At 47.4% G+C, this 20,045-nt stretch carries 17 protein-coding genes; 13 read left to right on the top strand and 4 right to left on the bottom strand.

Going from position 1 to position 20,045, the window contains the following annotated elements:
• Nucleotides 1–26 precede the first annotated feature (26 nt).
• The 3 genes from fusA to K5X84_RS01615 all read left to right on the top strand — a co-directional run bounded on the left by fusA (nucleotide 27) and on the right by K5X84_RS01615 (nucleotide 4,330).
• A complete protein-coding gene (gene fusA, locus K5X84_RS01605) occupies nucleotides 27–2,150 on the top strand; it encodes an elongation factor G (protein ID WP_199495182.1) in 2,124 nt (707 codons plus the stop codon).
• Between the two features lie 59 nt (nucleotides 2,151–2,209).
• Nucleotides 2,210–3,394: an elongation factor Tu gene (tuf, locus tag K5X84_RS01610; RefSeq protein ID WP_199495133.1), complete on the top strand. Its 1,185-nt coding sequence runs from the start codon at nucleotides 2,210–2,212 to the stop codon at nucleotides 3,392–3,394.
• 216 nt (nucleotides 3,395–3,610) lie between these two features.
• On the top strand, nucleotides 3,611–4,330 hold the full coding sequence (locus tag K5X84_RS01615; RefSeq protein ID WP_244994808.1) for a transporter substrate-binding domain-containing protein: 720 nt from the start codon (nucleotides 3,611–3,613) through the stop codon (nucleotides 4,328–4,330).
• Here K5X84_RS01615 and glsA read toward each other — a convergent pair.
• The 3 genes from glsA to uvrA are packed head-to-tail and all read right to left on the bottom strand — an operon-like array spanning nucleotide 4,327 to nucleotide 8,518.
• Entirely contained in the window at nucleotides 4,327–5,283 is a 957-nt protein-coding gene (gene glsA, locus K5X84_RS01620; protein ID WP_222236382.1) for a glutaminase A, read from the bottom strand. The genes K5X84_RS01615 and glsA overlap by 4 nt on opposite strands.
• Nucleotides 5,273–5,680 (bottom strand): acyl-CoA thioesterase, encoded by a 408-nt coding sequence (locus K5X84_RS01625; protein ID WP_199494793.1) that lies wholly within the window; start codon nucleotides 5,678–5,680, stop codon nucleotides 5,273–5,275. Before K5X84_RS01625 ends, glsA begins: the two co-directional genes overlap by 11 nt.
• 12 nt (nucleotides 5,681–5,692) lie before the next feature.
• A complete protein-coding gene (gene uvrA, locus K5X84_RS01630; protein ID WP_054489698.1) occupies nucleotides 5,693–8,518 on the bottom strand; it encodes an excinuclease ABC subunit UvrA in 2,826 nt (941 codons plus the stop codon).
• 116 nt (nucleotides 8,519–8,634) lie between these two features.
• Between uvrA and K5X84_RS01635 the strand changes: the two genes are divergently transcribed.
• The 3 genes from K5X84_RS01635 to K5X84_RS01645 all read left to right on the top strand — a co-directional run bounded on the left by K5X84_RS01635 (nucleotide 8,635) and on the right by K5X84_RS01645 (nucleotide 12,709).
• Nucleotides 8,635–10,014 carry an MFS transporter gene (locus tag K5X84_RS01635; protein ID WP_222236383.1) on the top strand — a complete coding sequence of 460 codons (1,380 nt, stop codon included), beginning with the start codon at nucleotides 8,635–8,637 and terminating at the stop codon, nucleotides 10,012–10,014.
• Nucleotides 10,015–10,055: 41 nt separating this feature from the next.
• Complete coding sequence (ssb, locus tag K5X84_RS01640) at nucleotides 10,056–10,616, top strand: single-stranded DNA-binding protein (protein WP_222236384.1); 561 nt, start codon at nucleotides 10,056–10,058, stop codon at nucleotides 10,614–10,616.
• 107 nt (nucleotides 10,617–10,723) lie between these two features.
• Nucleotides 10,724–12,709 (top strand): GGDEF domain-containing protein, encoded by a 1,986-nt coding sequence (locus K5X84_RS01645; RefSeq protein ID WP_222236385.1) that lies wholly within the window; start codon nucleotides 10,724–10,726, stop codon nucleotides 12,707–12,709.
• A gap of 34 nt (nucleotides 12,710–12,743) precedes the next feature.
• Here K5X84_RS01645 and K5X84_RS01650 read toward each other — a convergent pair whose 3' ends face one another.
• Complete coding sequence (locus K5X84_RS01650; protein WP_222236386.1) at nucleotides 12,744–13,964, bottom strand: adenosine deaminase family protein; 1,221 nt, start codon at nucleotides 13,962–13,964, stop codon at nucleotides 12,744–12,746.
• Between the two features lie 100 nt (nucleotides 13,965–14,064).
• Between K5X84_RS01650 and K5X84_RS01655 the strand changes: the two genes are divergently transcribed.
• From K5X84_RS01655 to mshL, 7 genes are all read left to right on the top strand, one after another.
• The gene (locus K5X84_RS01655) at nucleotides 14,065–14,646 is read left to right on the top strand and encodes a thymidine kinase (protein ID WP_199494788.1); all 582 of its coding nucleotides are present in this window, start codon (nucleotides 14,065–14,067) and stop codon (nucleotides 14,644–14,646) included.
• A gap of 86 nt (nucleotides 14,647–14,732) precedes the next feature.
• On the top strand, nucleotides 14,733–15,767 hold the full coding sequence (gene pyrC, locus K5X84_RS01660) for a dihydroorotase (protein ID WP_222236387.1): 1,035 nt from the start codon (nucleotides 14,733–14,735) through the stop codon (nucleotides 15,765–15,767).
• A 129-nt stretch (nucleotides 15,768–15,896) separates the two neighbouring features.
• A complete protein-coding gene (locus K5X84_RS01665; RefSeq protein WP_222236389.1) occupies nucleotides 15,897–16,808 on the top strand; it encodes a Type II secretory pathway component in 912 nt (303 codons plus the stop codon).
• A complete protein-coding gene (locus K5X84_RS01670) occupies nucleotides 16,805–17,401 on the top strand; it encodes a PilN domain-containing protein (protein ID WP_222236391.1) in 597 nt (198 codons plus the stop codon). Before K5X84_RS01665 ends, K5X84_RS01670 begins: the two co-directional genes overlap by 4 nt.
• Before the next feature lie 2 nt (nucleotides 17,402–17,403).
• Complete coding sequence (locus K5X84_RS01675) at nucleotides 17,404–18,039, top strand: Type II secretory pathway component (RefSeq protein ID WP_222236393.1); 636 nt, start codon at nucleotides 17,404–17,406, stop codon at nucleotides 18,037–18,039.
• Nucleotides 18,032–18,373 (top strand): DUF3160 domain-containing protein, encoded by a 342-nt coding sequence (locus tag K5X84_RS01680; RefSeq protein ID WP_222236394.1) that lies wholly within the window; start codon nucleotides 18,032–18,034, stop codon nucleotides 18,371–18,373. The genes K5X84_RS01675 and K5X84_RS01680 overlap by 8 nt, the downstream gene beginning before the upstream one ends.
• On the top strand, nucleotides 18,370–20,040 hold the full coding sequence (mshL, locus tag K5X84_RS01685; RefSeq protein ID WP_222236395.1) for a pilus (MSHA type) biogenesis protein MshL: 1,671 nt from the start codon (nucleotides 18,370–18,372) through the stop codon (nucleotides 20,038–20,040). The genes K5X84_RS01680 and mshL overlap by 4 nt, the downstream gene beginning before the upstream one ends.
• Nucleotides 20,041–20,045 lie beyond the last annotated feature (5 nt).

Here is a 20,045-nt window from a genome sequence, read left to right on the forward strand (position 1 = left end):
CACAGTTAACCTAGAAGGAGTTTATTGTGGCTCGTAAGACTTCCATTGAGCGCTATCGTAATATCGGTATCTGTGCTCACGTAGACGCCGGTAAAACAACCACAACTGAACGTGTGTTGTTTTATACAGGCTTGTCTCACAAAATTGGTGAGGTGCACGATGGTGCAGCCACCATGGACTGGATGGAGCAAGAACAAGAGCGTGGTATCACTATCACGTCGGCAGCTACCACCTGTTTCTGGCAGGGTATGGACAAGCAGTTCCCTGAGCATCGTGTAAACATCATCGATACTCCTGGACACGTTGACTTCACTATCGAAGTTGAACGTTCTCTGCGTGTTCTTGACGGTGCTGTTGTTGTACTTTGTGCATCATCTGGTGTCCAGCCTCAAACTGAAACAGTTTGGCGTCAGGCAAACAAATATGAAGTACCGCGCATGGTATTCGTCAACAAGATGGACCGTGCAGGCGCAGACTTCTTATCTGTTGTTCACCAAATGAAAACGCGTTTGGCGGCTCAGGCTGTTCCGATGCAGTTACCAGTAGGCGCAGAAGACAACTTCCGCGGCGTAGTGGACTTAGTTAAAATGAAGTTCATCAACTGGAGCGAAGAAGACATGGGTACTTCATTCACTTATGAAGATATCCCTGCCGAGATGGTTGATGACTGTGAAAAATATCACGCTGAGTTAGTAGAAGCTGCGGCTGAAGCTAACGAAGAGCTGATGAACAAATACCTGGAAGAAGGTGAGTTAACAGAAGCGGAAATCAAGCAAGGCTTGCGTATTCGTACTCTGGCTAACGACATCTGCTTGGTAGCTTGTGGTTCTGCGTTCAAAAACAAAGGTGTTCAGGCTGTGCTTGACGCTGTTATTGAATACTTGCCGTCACCAACTGAAGTTAAGCCTATTACTGGTATTTTGGATGACGAATCTGAAGGCGTACGTAAGTCGTCTGATGAAGAGCCATTCTCAGCTCTGGCATTTAAAATTGCGACTGACCCATTCGTTGGTACGTTAACGTTCGTTCGTGTTTACTCTGGTGTATTGAACCAGGGCGATGGTGTTGTTAACCCTGTTAAGAACAAGAAAGAACGTGTTGGCCGTATGGTGCAGATGCACTCAAACAGCCGTGAAGAGATCAAAGAAGTTCGCGCTGGTGACATCGCGGCACTAATTGGTCTTAAAGACGTTACTACTGGTGACACGCTGTGTGATCCAGCTCATAAAATCACACTTGAGCGTATGGAATTCCCTGAACCAGTTATCTCGGTTGCAGTAGAGCCGAAAACTAAAGCTGACCAAGAGAAAATGGGTATTGCTTTAGGTAAATTGGCTGCAGAAGATCCATCGTTCCGTGTTAAAACCGATGAAGAATCTGGCCAGACAATTATCTCTGGTATGGGTGAGCTTCACCTGGACATCATCGTTGACCGTATGAAGCGTGAATTCAAGGTTGAATGTAACGTAGGTCAGCCTCAGGTTGCTTACCGTGAAGCGATTCGTAACTCGGTTGAAATCGAAGGCAAATTCGTACGTCAATCAGGTGGTCGTGGTCAGTTCGGTCACGTTTGGTTGAAACTTGAACCAATGACTATCGAAGAAGACGATAACGGCGATGATGTTACTTACAAATTCGTTAACGAAATTGTTGGTGGTGTTGTACCGAAAGAATACATCCCTGCAGTAGACAAGGGTATCCAAGAACAGATGCAGCAAGGCGTCTTGGCTGGCTATCCTGTACTGGGTGTTAAAGCGACGTTGTATGATGGTTCATACCACGATGTCGACTCTTCTGAAATGGCATTTAAAATTGCTGGTAGCATGGCCTTCAAAAAAGGTGCATTACAAGCTAATCCAGCATTGTTAGAGCCAATGATGAAGGTTGAAGTTATCACTCCGGAAGAATCTATGGGTGATGTCGTTGGTGACTTAAACCGTCGTCGCGGTCTTATCGAAGGTATGGAAGAAGCTCCAGGTGGCTTGAAAGCAGTTAATGCTCAAGTACCACTGTCAGAGATGTTCGGTTATGCGACAGACTTGCGTTCACAGACGCAGGGTCGTGCATCGTACTCTATGGAGTTCCTGAAGTACGCTGAAGCACCAAACAACATTGCTGAAAAAGTAATGGCTGAGCGTAACGCTAAATAAGTAAGGTCTGGTCCGGTTCTTTCGAGGCCGGGCTTTTAACTTAAGTTTGAGGATATATCATGTCTAAAGAAAAATTTGAACGTTCGAAGCCGCACGTAAACGTCGGCACCATTGGTCACGTTGACCACGGTAAAACTACACTGACTGCTGCTATCACAACAGTTTTGGCAAAAGTTTATGGTGGTGCGGCGAAAGACTTCGCAGCCATCGATAACGCGCCAGAAGAGAAAGAGCGTGGTATTACTATTTCAACGTCACACGTTGAATATGACACGCCAACTCGCCACTACGCGCACGTAGACTGCCCGGGGCACGCTGACTATGTTAAAAACATGATCACCGGTGCTGCACAGATGGACGGCGCAATCCTGGTAGTAGCGGCAACAGACGGCCCAATGCCACAGACTCGTGAGCACATCCTGCTTTCACGTCAGGTAGGCGTTCCTTACATCGTAGTATTCATGAACAAATGTGACATGGTAGACGATGAAGAGCTGTTAGAGCTGGTAGAAATGGAAGTTCGTGAGTTGTTGTCAGAGTATGACTTCCCGGGCGACGACCTGCCAGTAATTCAGGGCTCAGCACTGAAAGCGCTGGAAGGCGACGAAGACTGGGCGAAGAAAATTGTTGAGTTAGCGGATGCGCTGGATTCATACATCCCAGAGCCAGAGCGTGACATCGACAAGCCGTTCATCATGCCAATCGAAGACGTATTCTCGATTTCAGGTCGTGGTACGGTAGTAACCGGTCGTGTAGAGCGCGGTATCGTGCGTACAGGCGACGAGTGTGAAATCGTTGGTATGAAAGACACCACGAAGACGACTGTTACTGGTGTTGAAATGTTCCGTAAGCTGCTTGACGAAGGTCGTGCAGGTGAGAACATCGGTGCCTTGTTGCGTGGTACGAAGCGTGACGAAGTAGAGCGTGGTCAGGTATTGGCGAAGCCAGGTACTATCACTCCGCATACTAAGTTCGAAGCAGAAGTTTACGTACTGAGCAAAGACGAAGGTGGCCGTCATACGCCATTCTTTAAAGGCTACCGTCCACAGTTCTACTTCCGTACAACGGACGTAACTGGTGCTGTAGAATTGCCAGAAGGCGTAGAAATGGTTATGCCTGGTGATAACCTGAAGTTTGTTGTGGAGCTGATTGCTCCAATCGCAATGGACGAAGGTCTGCGTTTCGCTATCCGTGAGGGTGGCCGTACCGTAGGTGCAGGCGTCGTATCAAAAATCATGGACTAATGCTGTCCTGTTGATTTTAAGAGCCCGGCTTTGGCCGGGCTTTTTTATGCCTGTCAATAATTAAGCGAAGGGTCGCTCAACTATTGACATTTGGGGCCGGAAAATTAACTATGGATGCAGATACTTAACCGATTAGTCAGTCTATTGAGAATACTCAGATACCTTTCTGTAATCGTTTTAGCTGCGATAAGTGGTACTGCCGCAGCAAAGATACCAGTGAAAGTAGCTGCTTACGATTACCCTCCTTATTTTTCAGACGTTCTTGAGACGGATCTCACACGAGAGCTCGTTACGCTATTGAATGAGCACCAGGATAGTTATGAGTTTCAAATTCAGATTATCCCACCTACGAGTCGCTATGAGGCGCTTAGCGAAGCAGGGTGTTGCGACGTGATATTCTTTGAATCGCCACTGTGGGGTTGGGATAGACGGAACATTAATTACGAAAAGACAATTCCTCTGGTGAGTGGTAAAGAGCGTTTAGTCACTGCAAAAAAAGAGGGACGAACTCAGTCTTTCTTCGATGATTTTGAGGGAAAGATTCTGGGCGGTGTAAAAGGCTACCACTACTTGCTTGGTGGTGAGTTAATTGCCTCAGATGAAGTCAAAGAAAGGTACACCGTTTACTTAGCTGACTCACGAATTATTAACGTACGCATGGTGCTAGGTGGACGGGTTGACCTCACTATAGTGAATGATGAGTTACTATCGGCGCTTGAGGGTTCACAACAAATTAAAGTCGAAAATCTTTTACTCGCTGAAAAAGCCAGCTTTGCCTATAACTTGCATATACTTGTCGGCGAAAATAAGAGTATTACAGCAGGAAGTATCCAAAGACACTTAAGAGAGTTGGGACGAAAGGGCGAGATAGATAGCTTATTTAGACGATTCAATATGGAACGTTTTCAGACTTACCGACCCTCGACAATTCGTTAGTAAACGCTTAGACCCAAACGATTAGCAAGTTCTCTGACCATATACATGCCACGCGCACTGTTACCAAAGCTGTTTAATCTTGGGCTCCATGAGCAGATAACGCCAAAGTCAGGCACAACAGCAATCATGCCGCCGCCAACCCCACTTTTTGCAGGAACGCCTACCGTAAAAGCAAACTCACCGCTTTGGTCGTACATGCCGCTGGTAGATAGCAACGCATTAATACGCTGAGAGTCCCGTTTAGACATAATTTCCTTTTTGGAAAAAGGGCAAACTCCGTCATTTGCGAGAAAAGTAAAAGAGCGAGCGAGGTTTTCGCAGGACATGGTTAATGCACATTGCCAAAAGTAATGATCAAGCAGTTCCTCAACGTCTGCATCAATATTACCAAAACTTTTCATTAAGTGAGCCAGTGCCGCATTGCGATGGCCGTGTTCTTTTTCTGACTGGTGTACAATGTTATCGGCATACACATTGTCGTTGCCGCATAAGGTACGGACTAAGCTTAAAACCGCGTTCTTACTGGCTGAATAACGACTCACCAGCACATCACTAACGACAATAGCGCCGGCATTTATCATAGGGTTACGAGGAATGCCTTTTTCCCATTCTAACTGCACGATAGAGTTAAATGCCTGGCCAGAGGGCTCCATTTTGACTCTGTCCCATAAATCTTCGCCCAAGCGCTCCATTGCCAGCATTAGGCCGAAAATTTTTGAAATGGACTGGATGGAAAACTGCTCGTGAGTATCACCCACGTTAAATACCTCGCCATCAAGGGTGGCAAGGGTAAGTCCGCAGAGCTCCGGGTTGACCTCTGCTAATGCCGGAATGTAGTTGGCAACATGTCCTTCTGTGATCTTCATCGCTTGCTGGTGAATTTCCTCCAGCAAGCTTTTGAGATCATCAGGGGCATGTATCTGTTGCCCACCACTGACGAGATCACGCGTCAAGAGGGTGCTCCGGATGCGTTATAGTCGCCAGACGTTCTTTTAATTCATCGGATAACTTCACAGAACGCTCCTGTTGGTAATCGAAGTAGACCAAGACTGTTTTCCCTTTAGCGCAGAGTTTATCTTTTTGCCAAATTTCGCTCGTAATATCAAATGAGCTACCACCTAAACGGCTAACATAAGTCTTAACTGTGACATGACCACCAAAATAAATTGGAAATAAGTAGTCAACCTCAAGCCGGGCAACAATTAAGCTCTGCGTTTCGGGCGACATTTCCCCGAAGAACTCAAAAATAGGCAACCGCCCGGTTTCGATCCAGCCGGGAATAACGGTGTTATTGACGTGCCCAAGGGCATCGGTCTCATAAAATCGTACTTTAAAGTCTTCCGTTAACATACTGCGTCCTTTTTATGACTGCTTTAGCATCGGTTTCAAGAATCGCGCCGTGTGAGAGCGCTCGTTTTCACAGACGTCTTCAGGTGTGCCTTCACACAATATTTCGCCGCCACCGGAACCGCCTTCCGGGCCTAAGTCAACAATCCAGTCAGCAGTTTTTATCACGTCCAGATTGTGCTCAATGACAACGACTGTGTTGCCGTGGTCACGCAGACGGTGGATAACTGCCAGTAATTGCTTAATATCATGGAAATGCAGGCCTGTCGTTGGCTCATCCAGAATGTACAAGGTCTTACCGGTATCTCGCTTAGAGAGCTCACGTGATAATTTAACCCGCTGCGCCTCACCACCTGAGAGTGTGGTAGCAGACTGACCCAGACGGACATAAGATAAACCAACATCCATTAAGGTTTGAAGTTTACGTGCAATGGCCGGAACCGGATCGAAGAACTCACGTGCGTCTTCTATGGTCATATCCAATACTTCGTGGATATTCTTGCCCTTGTATTTTACTTCCAGCGTTTCGCGGTTGTAGCGCTGGCCTTTACAAATATCACAAGGGACATAAACGTCCGGCAAAAAGTGCATCTCAACCTTAATAACGCCGTCGCCCTGGCAGGCTTCGCAACGTCCGCCGCGAACGTTAAAGCTGAAGCGGCCCGGCTTGTAACCGCGAGCCCGTGACTCCGGAACGCCTGCGAACAGTTCACGAATGGGTGTGAAAATTCCGGTGTAAGTTGCCGGGTTAGAACGCGGTGTCCGGCCTATCGGGCTTTGGTCAATATCCACCACTTTATCCAGCAGCTGCATCCCTTCAACACTTTTGTAGGGGGCTGGTTCACCGGTTGTTGCACCATTGAGTTCGCGATGCGCAATATGGAATAAAGTATTATTTATCAGCGTCGATTTGCCGGAGCCAGATACACCGGTGACACAGGTCAGTACGCCCAGCGGTAGGTTAAAATCAACGTTCTTCAAGTTATTACCACTAGCGCCACGAATGGTGAGCCGGCGTTCATCGGGCTTGTGGCGTTGCTGCGGAACTTCTATTTCTTTTCTGCCGGACAGGTAGTCGCCGGTTAGTGAGTCTTCACTCCCAACAATGTCGTCGACTTGCCCCTGAGCAATAATCTCACCACCATGGACACCCGCACCAGGACCAATATCAATAACGTGGTCTGCCTGGCGAATCGCGTCTTCATCGTGTTCAACTACAATCACTGTATTGCCCAGGTCTCGTAAATGCGTGAGCGTATTCAATAGGCGTTCATTATCGCGCTGATGCAAGCCAATGCTGGGCTCATCCAGTACATACATTACGCCGACTAACCCAGCACCAATTTGGCTGGCCAGGCGAATACGCTGTGCTTCACCACCGGACAAGGTTTCTGCGCTACGCGAAAGGCTTAAATAGTTAAGCCCCACGTTCACCAAAAAACGCAGCCGGTCGTTAATTTCTTTCAGAATTTTTTCTGCTATTTGGGCGCGTTGGCCTTCCATATGCAGTTGCTGGAAAAACTCCAGTGCGTCGCCAATAGACTGTTCTACAATTTCAGGTAACGTGGTGCCCTGAATAAACACATGACGAGCTTCTGTGCGTAAGCGCGTGCCGCCACAGCTTTTACAAGGCTGGGTCGCCACATACTTTGATAACTCGTCTCTCACTGCTTGTGACTCAGTCTCGCGATAACGGCGCTGCATATTTGGGATAATACCTTCAAAAGCGTGCGCTCTTACGACCTTGTCACCGCGGTCATTCATGTAGGTAAATTTAATTTCTTCTTTACCACTGCCGAACAGAATTTTCTCACGAATGTCGTCAGGCAATTGGTTAAAAGGCTGCGACAGTTTAAAGTCGTAGTGCTTCGCCAGCGACTGCAGCATTTGATAATAGTAGAAATTCCGTTTGTCCCAGCCGCGGATTGCGCCACCCGTTAGTGATAATTCGGCGTTAACTATGACTTTTTCCGGGTCGAAAAACTGCTCAACTCCGAGTCCGTCACAGGTTGTACAGGCACCCGCCGGGTTATTGAATGAGAACAGACGAGGTTCCAGTTCCTGCATGCTGTAGCCACAGTGAGGGCAGGCGAAATTTGCTGAGAATACATCGGCCTCGCCGTCACCTTCCATTGGCACAACCAATGCCGTTCCGCCACTGAGGTCCAACGCCGTTTCGAATGACTCGGCCAGGCGTTGTTCCATACCTTCACGAACTTTAAAGCGGTCAACCACCACCTCAATGGTGTGCTTCTTTTGCAGTTCCAGTGTTGGAGGATCGCTCAGGTCACAAATCTCACCATCAATGCGCGCACGGATAAAACCCTGAAGAGCCAGATTTTCCAGAACCTTCAAATGCTCGCCTTTACGGTTCTGAATAATAGGTGCCAGTAACATGCGTTTCTCACCTTCCGGCGCGGCCAGCACGTTGTCGACCATTTGCGAGATGGTCTGAGCTGCCAGCGGCACATCATGTGTCGGGCAGCGTGGCTCGCCCACTCGCGCAAACATCAGGCGCAGGTAGTCATAAATTTCTGTAATGGTACCAACGGTTGAGCGTGGGTTATGTGAGGTCGACTTCTGCTCTATTGAAATTGCAGGTGACAAGCCCTCGATGCTGTCTACATCGGGTTTTTCCATCAGCGATAAAAACTGACGAGCATAGGCGGATAAGGACTCAACGTAGCGTCGCTGGCCTTCGGCATACAGCGTATCGAAAGCCAGTGACGACTTACCCGAACCGGACAACCCGGTAATCACAATAAGCTTATTGCGAGGAATCGTCAGGTTGAAATTTTTTAAGTTGTGCGTGCGTGCACCGCGTACTTCAATAGTATCCATAATTCCCGTCTGTTGTTCAGTAAATGACTGACGACAAAACGCTATTATCGCACAGTGTTAGGCATCTGGTACAATAGCAGCATCATTTATCATATTACTGACTATGAAGCAGTGAAATGACACCGCAAAAACTGAATAAAACTGAAAAAAAAGCCGCTTTAGCGCTCGCGTCTGTCTTTGGTATACGGATGCTGGGGCTGTTTTTGATCATGCCCGTGCTGGCAGTTTATGCACAGGAGTATCCAGACTATTCGCCATTGTGGGTGGGTATTGCTCTTGGTGCCTACGGACTGACTCAGGCGCTTTTGCAAATTCCTTTGGGTATGTTGTCAGACCGGCTAGGTCGTAAGCCCGTTATTGTTGGCGGGCTGCTGGTTTTTGTTGCCGGAAGCGTGGTCGCGGCGCAGGCTGATACTTTATTCGGCGTGTCTGTTGGTCGAGCTCTGCAAGGCCTTGGCGCCATAGCCGCCGCAATATTAGCCCTGGCGGCTGACCTGTCACGTGACGAGCAACGGCCGAAGGTTATGGCTACCATTGGTATGTGTATTGGCTTAGCGTTTGCGGTGTCATTGGTTGCAGGACCTCTGCTGGGTGACGTTATTGGTCTTTCAGGGTTGTTTTGGTTTACGGCTGCCAGCGGTGTTCTGGGCATTTTCGTGCTACTGCTCAGTGTGCCGAAAGTTGTTACTACCTCTGCCCGGCGGGAATCCTTGCCGGTTTTGTCCGAGCTGGGAGACTTACTTAAACATAAACAATTGTGGTGTCTGAACAGCGGTATTTTTGTGTTGCACGCTATATTGACCGCCTGGTTTGTGACCTTGCCAACCCAGTTGCAAAATGCAGGCTTTGAAAGTCAGACGCATGCCTGGTTTTATCTACCAACCCTGGCCGCCTCAATTTTGTTTATGGTACCGATGATCATTCACAGCTCCCGCAATAATAATTCAGTGCAGTGGCTGCGGTTTTCGATTGTGACCTTAATTGTATCTCTGCTAATTATTGGTGTGGCCGGGCAGTCAGGATGGTTGCTAGTTGCGGCCTTGGTGATTTTTTTCACCGGTTTTAATTTTATTGAGGCCAGTTTACCGTCATTACTGACCCGTATTGCGCCCGCCGGGAGTAAGGGCAGTGCCAGCGGTATCTATTCAACCGGACAGTTTTTAGGTGCCTTTGTTGGCGGTGTTGCAGGCGGTTGGGTCTTACAGAATTATCAGATATCTGGCGTTGTTGTTTTCTGTCTGATCTTGCTAGTATGTTGGTTACTCATCAGCTTAGTTATGGTTAATCCTGCAGGCGTTACCAGTGTATCGTTATCATTACCCGGACTATCTGAGGACAAGGCGAAGAAACTAAGTGAGCGGTTACTTACCGTAGCTGGAGTAACGGAAGCAAGGTGGGTTGAAGAAGATCAGGCAACCTATTTAAAAGTTGATAAAAAACATTATGATGAAAAGGCGGTTAATCAGTTGCTTGAAAAGGCATCGGTCGCCCAATAAATTGAAGCAGTTGTAACGCGCATAAGGAACAGGAGAAAATAATGGCCAGTCGCGGTGTAAATAAAGTCATATTAATTGGTAACCTGGGAGCTGACCCAGAGGTACGTTATACCCAAAACAGCACAGCGATAGCCAACCTGTCGATTGCTACCAGTGAAACCTGGAAAGATAAGCAAACCGGTGAACCGCGCGAACAAACTGAGTGGCATCGCTGCGTGGCGTATCGCCGCCTGGCAGAGATTGCGGGTGAGTATCTGAAGAAGGGCTCAAAAGTGTATGTTGAAGGCCGGTTGCAAACTCGCAAATGGACAGGGCAGGACAATGTAGAGCGTTACACGACAGAAGTTGTGATTAACGAAATGCAGATGCTGGATTCTCGTGGTGGGCCTCAGGGTGGACCACAAGGCTCTGCGCCGCAAGGTCAAGGCTTTGGTGGCAGTCAGCAGCAAAGCGGTGGTTATGGCGGCAGTCAGCCTCAACAGCAACAGCAGCGTCCGGCACCTCAGCCAGCGCAGCAGCAAAATCAACAGTCTCAACAGAAACCGGCAGAACCTGCACCGTTTTCACCGGACAACGACTTTGATGACGACATTCCCTTCTAGTTTTCCGACTGTCTAAGTGTGATTTATTATCATTGACCCCCTTCTTTAAGGGGGTCTTTGCTTTCTATTTGCTTGTCATTTTCTTGTATAGGCTCTAAATTGAAGCTATGCGACTGAATACAATGCAATTGCTTATTAGTTTGGTTTTCGTTGTTTCCTTTTTAGCTGATGCTCAAGAGGAGAATGAAGTTACCGTAGAAAAACTCGAGCAGCTTCCTCCTTTAGCCGAGGAGTTCGAGTCGCTTTCCTATCTAGAGCGAATTAATTATTTAACGGAGCATCTGGAACAAGCCGAGGGACCCGCTGATGAGTATCGTCTTCAGCGAGAGTTAGCTTATCAACACTACTTCTATTACGAGACTGAGTTAACTGCACAAGCCTGCCAACTCCATCCTCCCAAGGACTTCGATATTTTTTATCGGCATTTATGCGTCTCGGTAAAGGATGCGGAATATGAAGAAAAACTAGCCGAGCTTATCGCCCTGCATGAAGATGCTCTTGAGTTAGGTGGGACTGAATATGCAACTGAGCTGCTATCAGAAATCGGCTGGATACAGTCAAGTAACGGTCATATTGGACTGGCATTTAATAGCTTTGAACGTGCACTGGAGCTTGCTAAAGACCCAGCAGTAAACTGGCCTGTGTTGAATACCGTCATGCAGAATACCGCAACGCTGTATATTATGTATGGTGACAAAGAATATATGGAAAATGGTGTTGAGCTGCACCAGCAAGTGCTTCGACGCACTAAAGAGTTAATGGAAGAAGGACAGATTGATGAGCGTATGGCTCAAAATACTATCAGTCTGACCTATTTTAATCTGGGGGTAGCTAATACACTGCACCTGGAAGATTATGATGCTGCGCTTGAGTGGTTCGATAAGGTTCAGTCTGATGATGCAGGACTGTTGAAATCCACCCTGGTTTTCTCCGCCTTGTCTGCGGTGTTATTGGGTAAAAATGAGTTAGGCGCGAACTTTTTAGATCAGTCATTACAAACCACCGCACCGGATGAGATTACCGCTCGTTACCTAAAATGCTATCAGCAACTGATACAGCTTAAGTTAAAGCAAACGGACTCAATAAGCGCATGCAATAATTTGCATCCCGATACCCAACTCGAAGTGAAACTGGATGTTTACAAGCGGATGTCGGAGCTTGAGCAAGACGGGTTACAGTTTCAGGGGCTTAAGAAATTTTACGCCTTATATCTTGAGACCCTGGAGCCGCAATTAAAGCAAAGCGCCAGTGCCGTTGCGTCCAGCGCGGAGCTTAGTCGCTTAAAGCTGGAGTCTCAGTTGCAGGACGAGCTGCTGGAAAAAGAACAGTTATTAAAAGAAGCTGAGAGCAAGCGCCGGGAAACCCAAACTCGGTTAACCTATGCATTGGCCAGTATCTTTGTTCTAGTGATTATTTTTGGTCTGCTTCAGCTGCGTCAAAAGTTCCGCCAGGCTAAACGTTTTGAAAAACTGAGCAAGACCGACATGTTAACCGGGCTGAATAACCGTTCTTATCTTGAACACAACATTAGCAAGTACATCGACTCTGCTGTGCTTTCTAATCGAAGTGAAGATACTAACAAAGTCGCTATTTATCTTTTTGATATCGACAAATTTAAAATGATTAACGACACCTATGGGCATGAGGTCGGTGATCAGGTACTTGTGGAATTTAGTAGACGAGTTAAATCTGTACGACGAGAAAGCGACATACTTGCCCGTTGGGGTGGAGAAGAGTTTCTGTTGGTTGCAAAACTGGATGATCTTGATGACTACCATGGTTTAGCGGAGCGAATACGGACCGTTGTCAGTGAAGAAGAGTTTGATTTGCCGTCGGGACTCAAAGTTAAGGTCTCCTGCTCTATTGGTGGGGCTATATATCCGTACAGCCCATACGGCGATGCGGGAGTGCATTGGAACAAGCTAATACAACTGGCAGATTTGGCGATGTACTACGGAAAGCAGCATGGACGGAATTGCTGGGCTTGCATTGACGAAGTCACCAACCCTGAGCAGCTTGAAACTGTTCTGCAGCAAACTCTGGACGATTCACTTAAGCAGAACAGTGTCAAAATTAGCAGTTCTATCAAATAAGGGCCGGTAACCTTATAAACTCAGTAGTCGTTGATTAAAGCCCAAACTTCTCAACCACTTTGTCAAAGTACTTCAGGTTCTGTTTGGCATAGTCGCGCTTATCCACATAGCGGCCCGGGAAGAAATTTTTCTTAAAGCCGTAAGCAACAATATCTTTCAGGCGTTTCAGTGATACATCAAAGTTATCGACAGCCAATTGGTACTCGTTGCTAACCGTTGTGCGCGACACCAAACGGTTGTCGGTACAAATGATAGTGGCCAGACGATGGTCCAGCATGTGCTGGAAGTTATGGTTCTTAATGTCGCCGATATCCGGGTTGGTTTGCAGGTTGCTGGTCAGGCAGACTTCAACGGCAATACGGCGGTCAGCAATATAAGAGGCCAGGCTTTCACCATAAGCTTTCGGGTCTTCTATTGACGGATCCTGAGTCATTTCAGGCGAGAATAACGAATAGCCATGGCCTAAGCGGTCGGCATGGCATTTGGTTAAGGCTTCAAAAATGCTCTCAGCACCATAAGCTTCGCCCGCGTGCACGGTTTTGAGTAGAAAGTTTTCGTGAGCGTATTCATACACTTCTTTAAACTCACCTGCCGGGTAGCCAATTTCTTGCCCTGCAATATCCAGCCCCACAATAGGCATGCTTTCTTCGTCGCGCATACGAACGCTGGCGCGGACTAAATCCATTGCCGCTGTTTTAATCACCTGCATGGCTTCAAAGTCACGCATTAGCTGGAACATTTGCGTGTAATAGGGTGAGAATCCTTTTTTACCAAACATGCGCATTGCGCAGTTGATAATGCCGTATTCAAATGGCGGTTTATCGCCATTCTTTACGTCGGCGCTGCTATTGTATTCATTCTTCGCCCGTAAAAGACCGTCGTTAACGACGTGCATAATGGTATCGAAGGTCACGCCTTTGCTCGGATCCATTAGCAGTTGCGGTGCAAAGCGCACTTCGATGTAGTTAACCCCTTCATTTTGGTTGTCGACGGCTAACTCATAAGAGGCTTGCTCCAGGTTTTCTAAGTCACGCAAGGCTGCACAGGTGTACTGAAAACCATTGAGATACTCACCCAAATTGTTGTAGTGAGACTTAAAAACTAAATCAAATAAACCTTCCTCGGTATAGCTAGGGAGTTCGATATCAGCGCGTTTAGCCATATCAATTAAACTGCTGGCACGGAGGCTGCCGTCCAGGTGCAGGTGTAAGTCAGCTTTAGGAATGGCTTTAATAAATTCGGGGGAATATTGCATAGAGAACTCCTGCCTTAAGGTTGCTTTGTCCCATAATGCCATAAAATCGTGGTAATCTCTGCCAGGATCTAACCACAATAACCTAAAAAAATAGAACAAAATGGCTTCTCTATATTTTACGTATTCGGCAATGAATGCGGGGAAAAGTACCTCGCTGTTGCAAGTGGCTCATAATTACGAAGAGCGCGATCAGCATGTGTTATTGATGACGCCGGCTTTAGATGACCGGGCCGGCAAAGGGCGTATTGCGTCGCGTTTAGGCATTGGCCGTGACGCAGTGTCCTTTACTCACCGAACCGACTTGGCGGCAGTGGTGCGTGCCCGCTATATGCAACAGGCAATTGACTGTGTATTAATTGATGAAGCTCAGTTTCTAAGTGAAGAGCAAGTCTGGCAGTTGTCCAGCCTGGCCGACACCGACAATATTCCGGTGATGTGTTACGGCATTCGGACCGATGCCTTTGGTAATGCCTTTCCGGGAAGTGCGGTGTTGCTGGCTATAGCGGACAAATTGGTGGAAATGAAAACCATATGTCACTGCGGGCGCAAGGCAACCATGTCTTTGCGGGTTGATGAAAAAGGCAACGCCATTCGCATGGGGCAGCAAATTGCGATTGGTGGTAACGATAGGTACGTTTCATGCTGTCGCAAGCACTGGAAAGAAGCCATGGGGTTGCGCTAAAACGCTCAAATAGAATACAGATTAAAGGTTTTTGCTAAGGAACTTAATGGTATACTGGCTTTATCATTTTTTAGCCAGAAGTGACTATGCAAAGCTTAACCATTCCAAGACCAGATGACTGGCACCTGCACTTACGTGACGGGGCTATGTTGAAAACAACCGTACCTGCTTCGGCAACTGTTTTTCATCGCACTGTTGTTATGCCAAACCTTGTTCCGCCGGTTACCACCGTAACAGCGGCTTTAGAGTATCGGGCAAGGATTATGGAAGAGGTGCCCGAAGGCGCTAGCTTTAACCCGTTAATGGCTTTGTATCTCACGGCTGAAACCACTCCTGAGCAAGTTGCCGAAGCCGCTGCTAATGATCACATTATCGGTTTCAAACTCTACCCATCGGGGGCAACGACGAACTCCGCTGCGGGGGTTAAGTCAGTTGAAGCATTAGAGCCGGTGTTAGCTGCTATGCAGGAACACGGTTTGCCACTGCTTGTGCATGGTGAAGTGACCGACAGCGATATTGATATTTTTGACCGTGAGCGCGTATTTATAGAGCGCCATTTAATTCCAATAACTGAGCGTTTCCCTAACTTAAAGCTTGTGCTGGAACACATCACAACCGCGGACGCCGTTGAGTTTGTGACAAACGCCAATAGTAATGTCGCAGCAACGATGACGCCGCAGCACTTGCTGATGAACCGGAATGATTTACTCGTTGGTGGTATTCGCCCACATAATTATTGTCTGCCAATTTTAAAGCGCCGCACACATCAACAGGCACTGCAACAGGCTGCACTGTCCGGAAGCCCGAAGTTTTTTCTGGGAACGGACTCTGCTCCGCACGTGCAGGCGAGTAAAGAAACGGCTTGTGGTTGTGCCGGATGTTACTCGGCACCTGCGGCTATAGAGCTCTATGCTGAGTTTTTTAGCCAGCATAATGCATTGGATAAATTGGCTAACTTTGCCAGTGGCTATGGTGCTGACTTTTATCAATTGCCGCGTAATACAGATACCATTGAACTTGTTCAGCAGGAATGGACTGTGGCTGATACGGTAGATACGGCAACAGGACCCATGGTGCCTTACTGGGCTGGCTCGAGCTTGCAATGGAAGCTCAAGTGCTAGTATTACAGTTAAAGCACGACAAATGGGCTATGATGAAAGATATAAACTGCTCGAACCGTATTCTTTTTGTAATGAGCGGTGCAAAGTTTCTGTTAACATACATGAAAAAATAATAAAGGATGCTGCTGGGTGTTAGGATTTTCGAAGCAGAAACAAAATGGTCACCGTATTTGCTTTCAGATAACGCAAACCAGCGTCCGTCTCCTTATTGCTAAAGGACTCGCCGAGTCACCTGAACTGATTGTTAACGATCATGAGCAAGTAAAGCGTGGCTCACTGGTTAAAGAAGCGGGCGCGTTGCTGAGCAAATATTCGCGTATGTCTCTAAAGCATGCGCAGGTGATTTTAGTCTTAGGTACTGACTTATATGAATCGGTTCAAGTAGATAGACCCATGCTTGACTCCGATGAAATCGCTGAGAGTTTAAAATACAGCTTAAGCGACTTAGTTTCCCTATCTGGCAATGAGATTATCGCCGATTACTATGAGTTTCCTGAACAACCTTCGGGGCAGGATAAGGTAGTTGCAGTTGCAGCGAACCGGCACGAATTAAAACCCTGGGTCGATTTTTTTAGCGAACATGATCTGCAGCTAACGGACATTGGTATTGCGGAGTTAGCCTTGCCCCGGTTGGCCGAAATTCAAAACCATGCTGAGTTAACCTTGTACCAGAACCCAAGTGGCAATTATATCGCGCAAATTAACACGCCAAAAGGGTTGATGTTTACGCGTTTGCTACGTGGTGTCACCGATATTTCGAGCTATACCGCTGAAGAAATACAGACGGGAGCTTTGGAGCCGCTGGCAACCGAGCTCCAGCGTTCGGTTGACTATTTTGAAAGTCATTTACGGCAGGCACCCATTAGCCGCATTATTTTAGCGGTTGAGCACAGACAGCTATCGGCAGTGCAGAGCAGTCTGTCAGAGCTTTTAGCTGTTGAGTGCAGCGTTTATTCGTACCCACAGTGGGCAACTGAATTACGCGAAGACGACTATTCCGATTTGGCAGGCCTGGGCGCATTGTTAGAGGTGTCCTCATGAAGCAGTGGGTAAACCTTTATCGTCGTGACTTGCAGCCAATTAAACAGCGCCTGACCTTAGCTCGTTTAAGCGCTGTTTTAGGTGTTTGGCTGGCGCTGCTCATAGCTGTAGTTGTGGTTACTCAATGGCAAAATTCAGCAGTTACCCATGAAAATGAAAAATTATCGAATGCTTTACAGGCGGTTAACGATGACCTGACTCGTGCCCGGGAACGACTTGAACGGCGAGAGCCTAGCCTGCAGTTACGTGAAGAAAAAGAAGAGCTCATACAACAACTTCAGGATACGCAAAGTTTCAGTCGCAGAATTAGCGAGTTCCAACAAGGTCAGTCGTCTTCGGTTAGCGGCTTTTTAAGTGAATTGGCACAAATAACGCCGGAAGCTATTTGGCTTACGGATTTTTCAATTGCGGGCGAGAATATTCGTTTGCATGGGCAGGCGTTAAATAGTGAAGCACTCGTTTTGTGGATGGATAAATTCGGTCAGTCTGACTTGCTGGCAGACAAGCGCTTTGCTGTTGTTGAGCTTAAGCGAAGCGAACAGGGCTACCAACAGTTTCTGTTGCAAAGCGTCAGGACCGACGAGGACAAATAGAGATGATGAACTGGTGGCTAAACTTACAAGAAAACTTTGACGCTATGCCTGCTCGCCAGCGTACGTTGATGGCCTTGGCAGCTTTTCTTGTTGTGACACTGCCTCTTATCAGTTACTTAATTGTTCCAACTGTTGAAGAGAACAAAAGTACGCAGGCTGATAACCGTCGTATTGAGTCGCAACTGGAACAGCTGAAGCAATTGCAGCAAGAGTTAAGAACTCAGTTAAGTAAAGATGTGAACGCGCCGGTTAAAGCAGAGATTAAACAACTACAGCAGCGCTTGGTTGTGGCCAAAGAAGATTTCTCAGGAAACACTGTGCTATTACCTGCCGACCAGCGTAAACAGTTTTTGCAAGGGGTATTACGACACGCTTCTGAGTTGGAAATGCAAAGCCTGGAAGCGCAGGAGCCGTCAGTGGTGTTTGAAACCGGTTCAATTAAGCTCTATCAACATGCTATTCAGGCGGAGTTCAGCGGACGTTTTTTTGCTGTATCGAAATTTGTCGATAAACTGCAAACGGAGTATCCAAGTGTGCGGTGGGCGAACTTTGAGTACCAAGTGACGAATTATCCGACAGCAACAGTGACTATTGTCTGGTATTTACTGAGTACTGATAAGGAGTTTATCAGTGCGTAACTTAATTTTATGGCTATTTGTTTTATTGCCGTTGTCGACGTTAGCGCAAGAGCGTGACCCGACTCGGCCTCCGGTCAATGAAACGGAAACAATAGCTAACCTGGAGAGCTGGGCGGAAGAATTGAAATTGACGCAAATTTTGTATTCTGAGCAGAGCCAGTCAGCTCGGTTAAATGGCCAGTGGGTCAAGCCGGGAGAGCGGGTTGATGGTGTGGAAGTAATGTCAATAAAACCAAACAGTGTGGTTGTTGAAAAAAGTAATGAAGTGGTCGAGATTACTTTATTTGAGCCGATAAAACAGAATAAGAAAGGCATCCCGGGGGCAGTACAATGATAAAAGTTGCGACAGGCGCATTATTACTGGCAGTAATAGCGGGTTGTGCTTATCAACCGAGCTATTCACCAGGCGAAGCAAATGAGGCAATGAAGCCAGAAGCTGCCGAGAAAAAAGCGTCTGCTACAAAGTCGGCTGTGCCTGCGGAAGTCAGTAACTTTCTCAGTCAAAGCGCGAGCGGGCAACAAGAAGACGGCTTAGCATTGCTGGAAGAGCCCCGCTTTGTTTTACAGGCCGATGAAGTTGATGCAAAAGCTTTCTTTTACGGTCTGGCTGCCGATTCCCCTTATAATATTCTGGTGCATCCGAATGTCAGCGGCGAAATTTCAGTGAGCCTTAAAGATGTCACGCTGGATGAAACGCTGGACGCAGTGCAGGATATGTACGGTTTTGAAGTGCGTCGCTCCGGCCGTACAATTCAAATCTTCCCTTCCGGGGTGCGCACCCAAACGTTTTCGCTCGACTACCTGTCACTGCGGCGTTTTGGCATGTCACAAACTGAAATCTCGGGCGGTGGCGTCAGTGATGAGCGTAATAACAATAACCAGTCTAATCGCGGAAATACGAATAACACGAACGTTTCCGGAGCGATTCCTTTTACCGGTAGTGGTGAGTACAGCCGCGACTCACGTCAAAACTCCATGCAAGGCAATGGTTCCAGTATTACCACGCAATCGGAAACCAACCTGTGGGGCGACTTAAAAGAAGTTATTGAAGGCATCATAGGTAACGGCAATGTAGTCTTGTCGCCGCAGGCCGGGGTGGTTAGTGTGACTGCGTCAGCCGACAAGCTTCGCGCTGTTGGCGACTTCATCGAAACCCTGGAGTCGCGCTTACAACGTCAGGTGATTCTGGAAGCACGCATTATTGAAGTAACACTGAACGACAGTTATCAGCAGGGTATTAACTGGAGCGATATCTATTCCGGCAATGCGGGTTTTGGAGTGGAATTCAATGGCGTGACCCCAACTAACGCGACGTCAGCGGCTATTGGTGGGTTATTCGGTCTTACTTACACCGACGAAGGAAATAATTTCAGTGGCATGATAGAAATGCTGCAAACCCAAGGCACGGTTCAGGTTCTGTCGAACCCTCGTGTCAGTGCGTCGAATAATCAAAAAGCGGTCATTAAAATTGGTGAAGACGAGTATTTTGTTACCGACGTGACCAGCCGCACTTCGCTTGATTCCGGCGGTATTTCGTCGTCAGACTCTGATATCGAGTTCACACCGTTTTTCTCCGGTATCTCTCTGGATGTTACACCACAAATTAGCGATGACGGCGAAGTCATTTTGCATGTTCATCCGTCAGTGGTCGAAACCAGCGAACAGGAAAAAGTCATCACCGTGTCAGGAAAAGAGTCGGTACTGCCGCTGGCGCGCAGCAACATTCGCGAGTCTGATACCATAGTAAAAGCCCGCAACGGTGAAATTGTTGTGTTGGGTGGTTTAATGCAAACCACAAATTCTGAAGAAGTGGGTAAGGTTCCGTTACTAGGCGACATTCCGTTGCTCGGTGAGCTTTTCACGAATCGCCGTAATCGTCAGGAAAAGAAAGAGTTGGTTATATTACTGAAGCCCACGGTAGTCGGTGTTGATACCTGGCGCGATGAACTGAAACGATCACGCGAACTGCTGCAGGAATGGTTCCCGGACATTGAGCAATAGGTAGT

The sequence above is a fragment of the Idiomarina abyssalis genome (assembly GCF_019797805.1).
GTDB classification, from domain to species: domain Bacteria; phylum Pseudomonadota; class Gammaproteobacteria; order Enterobacterales; family Alteromonadaceae; genus Idiomarina; species Idiomarina abyssalis.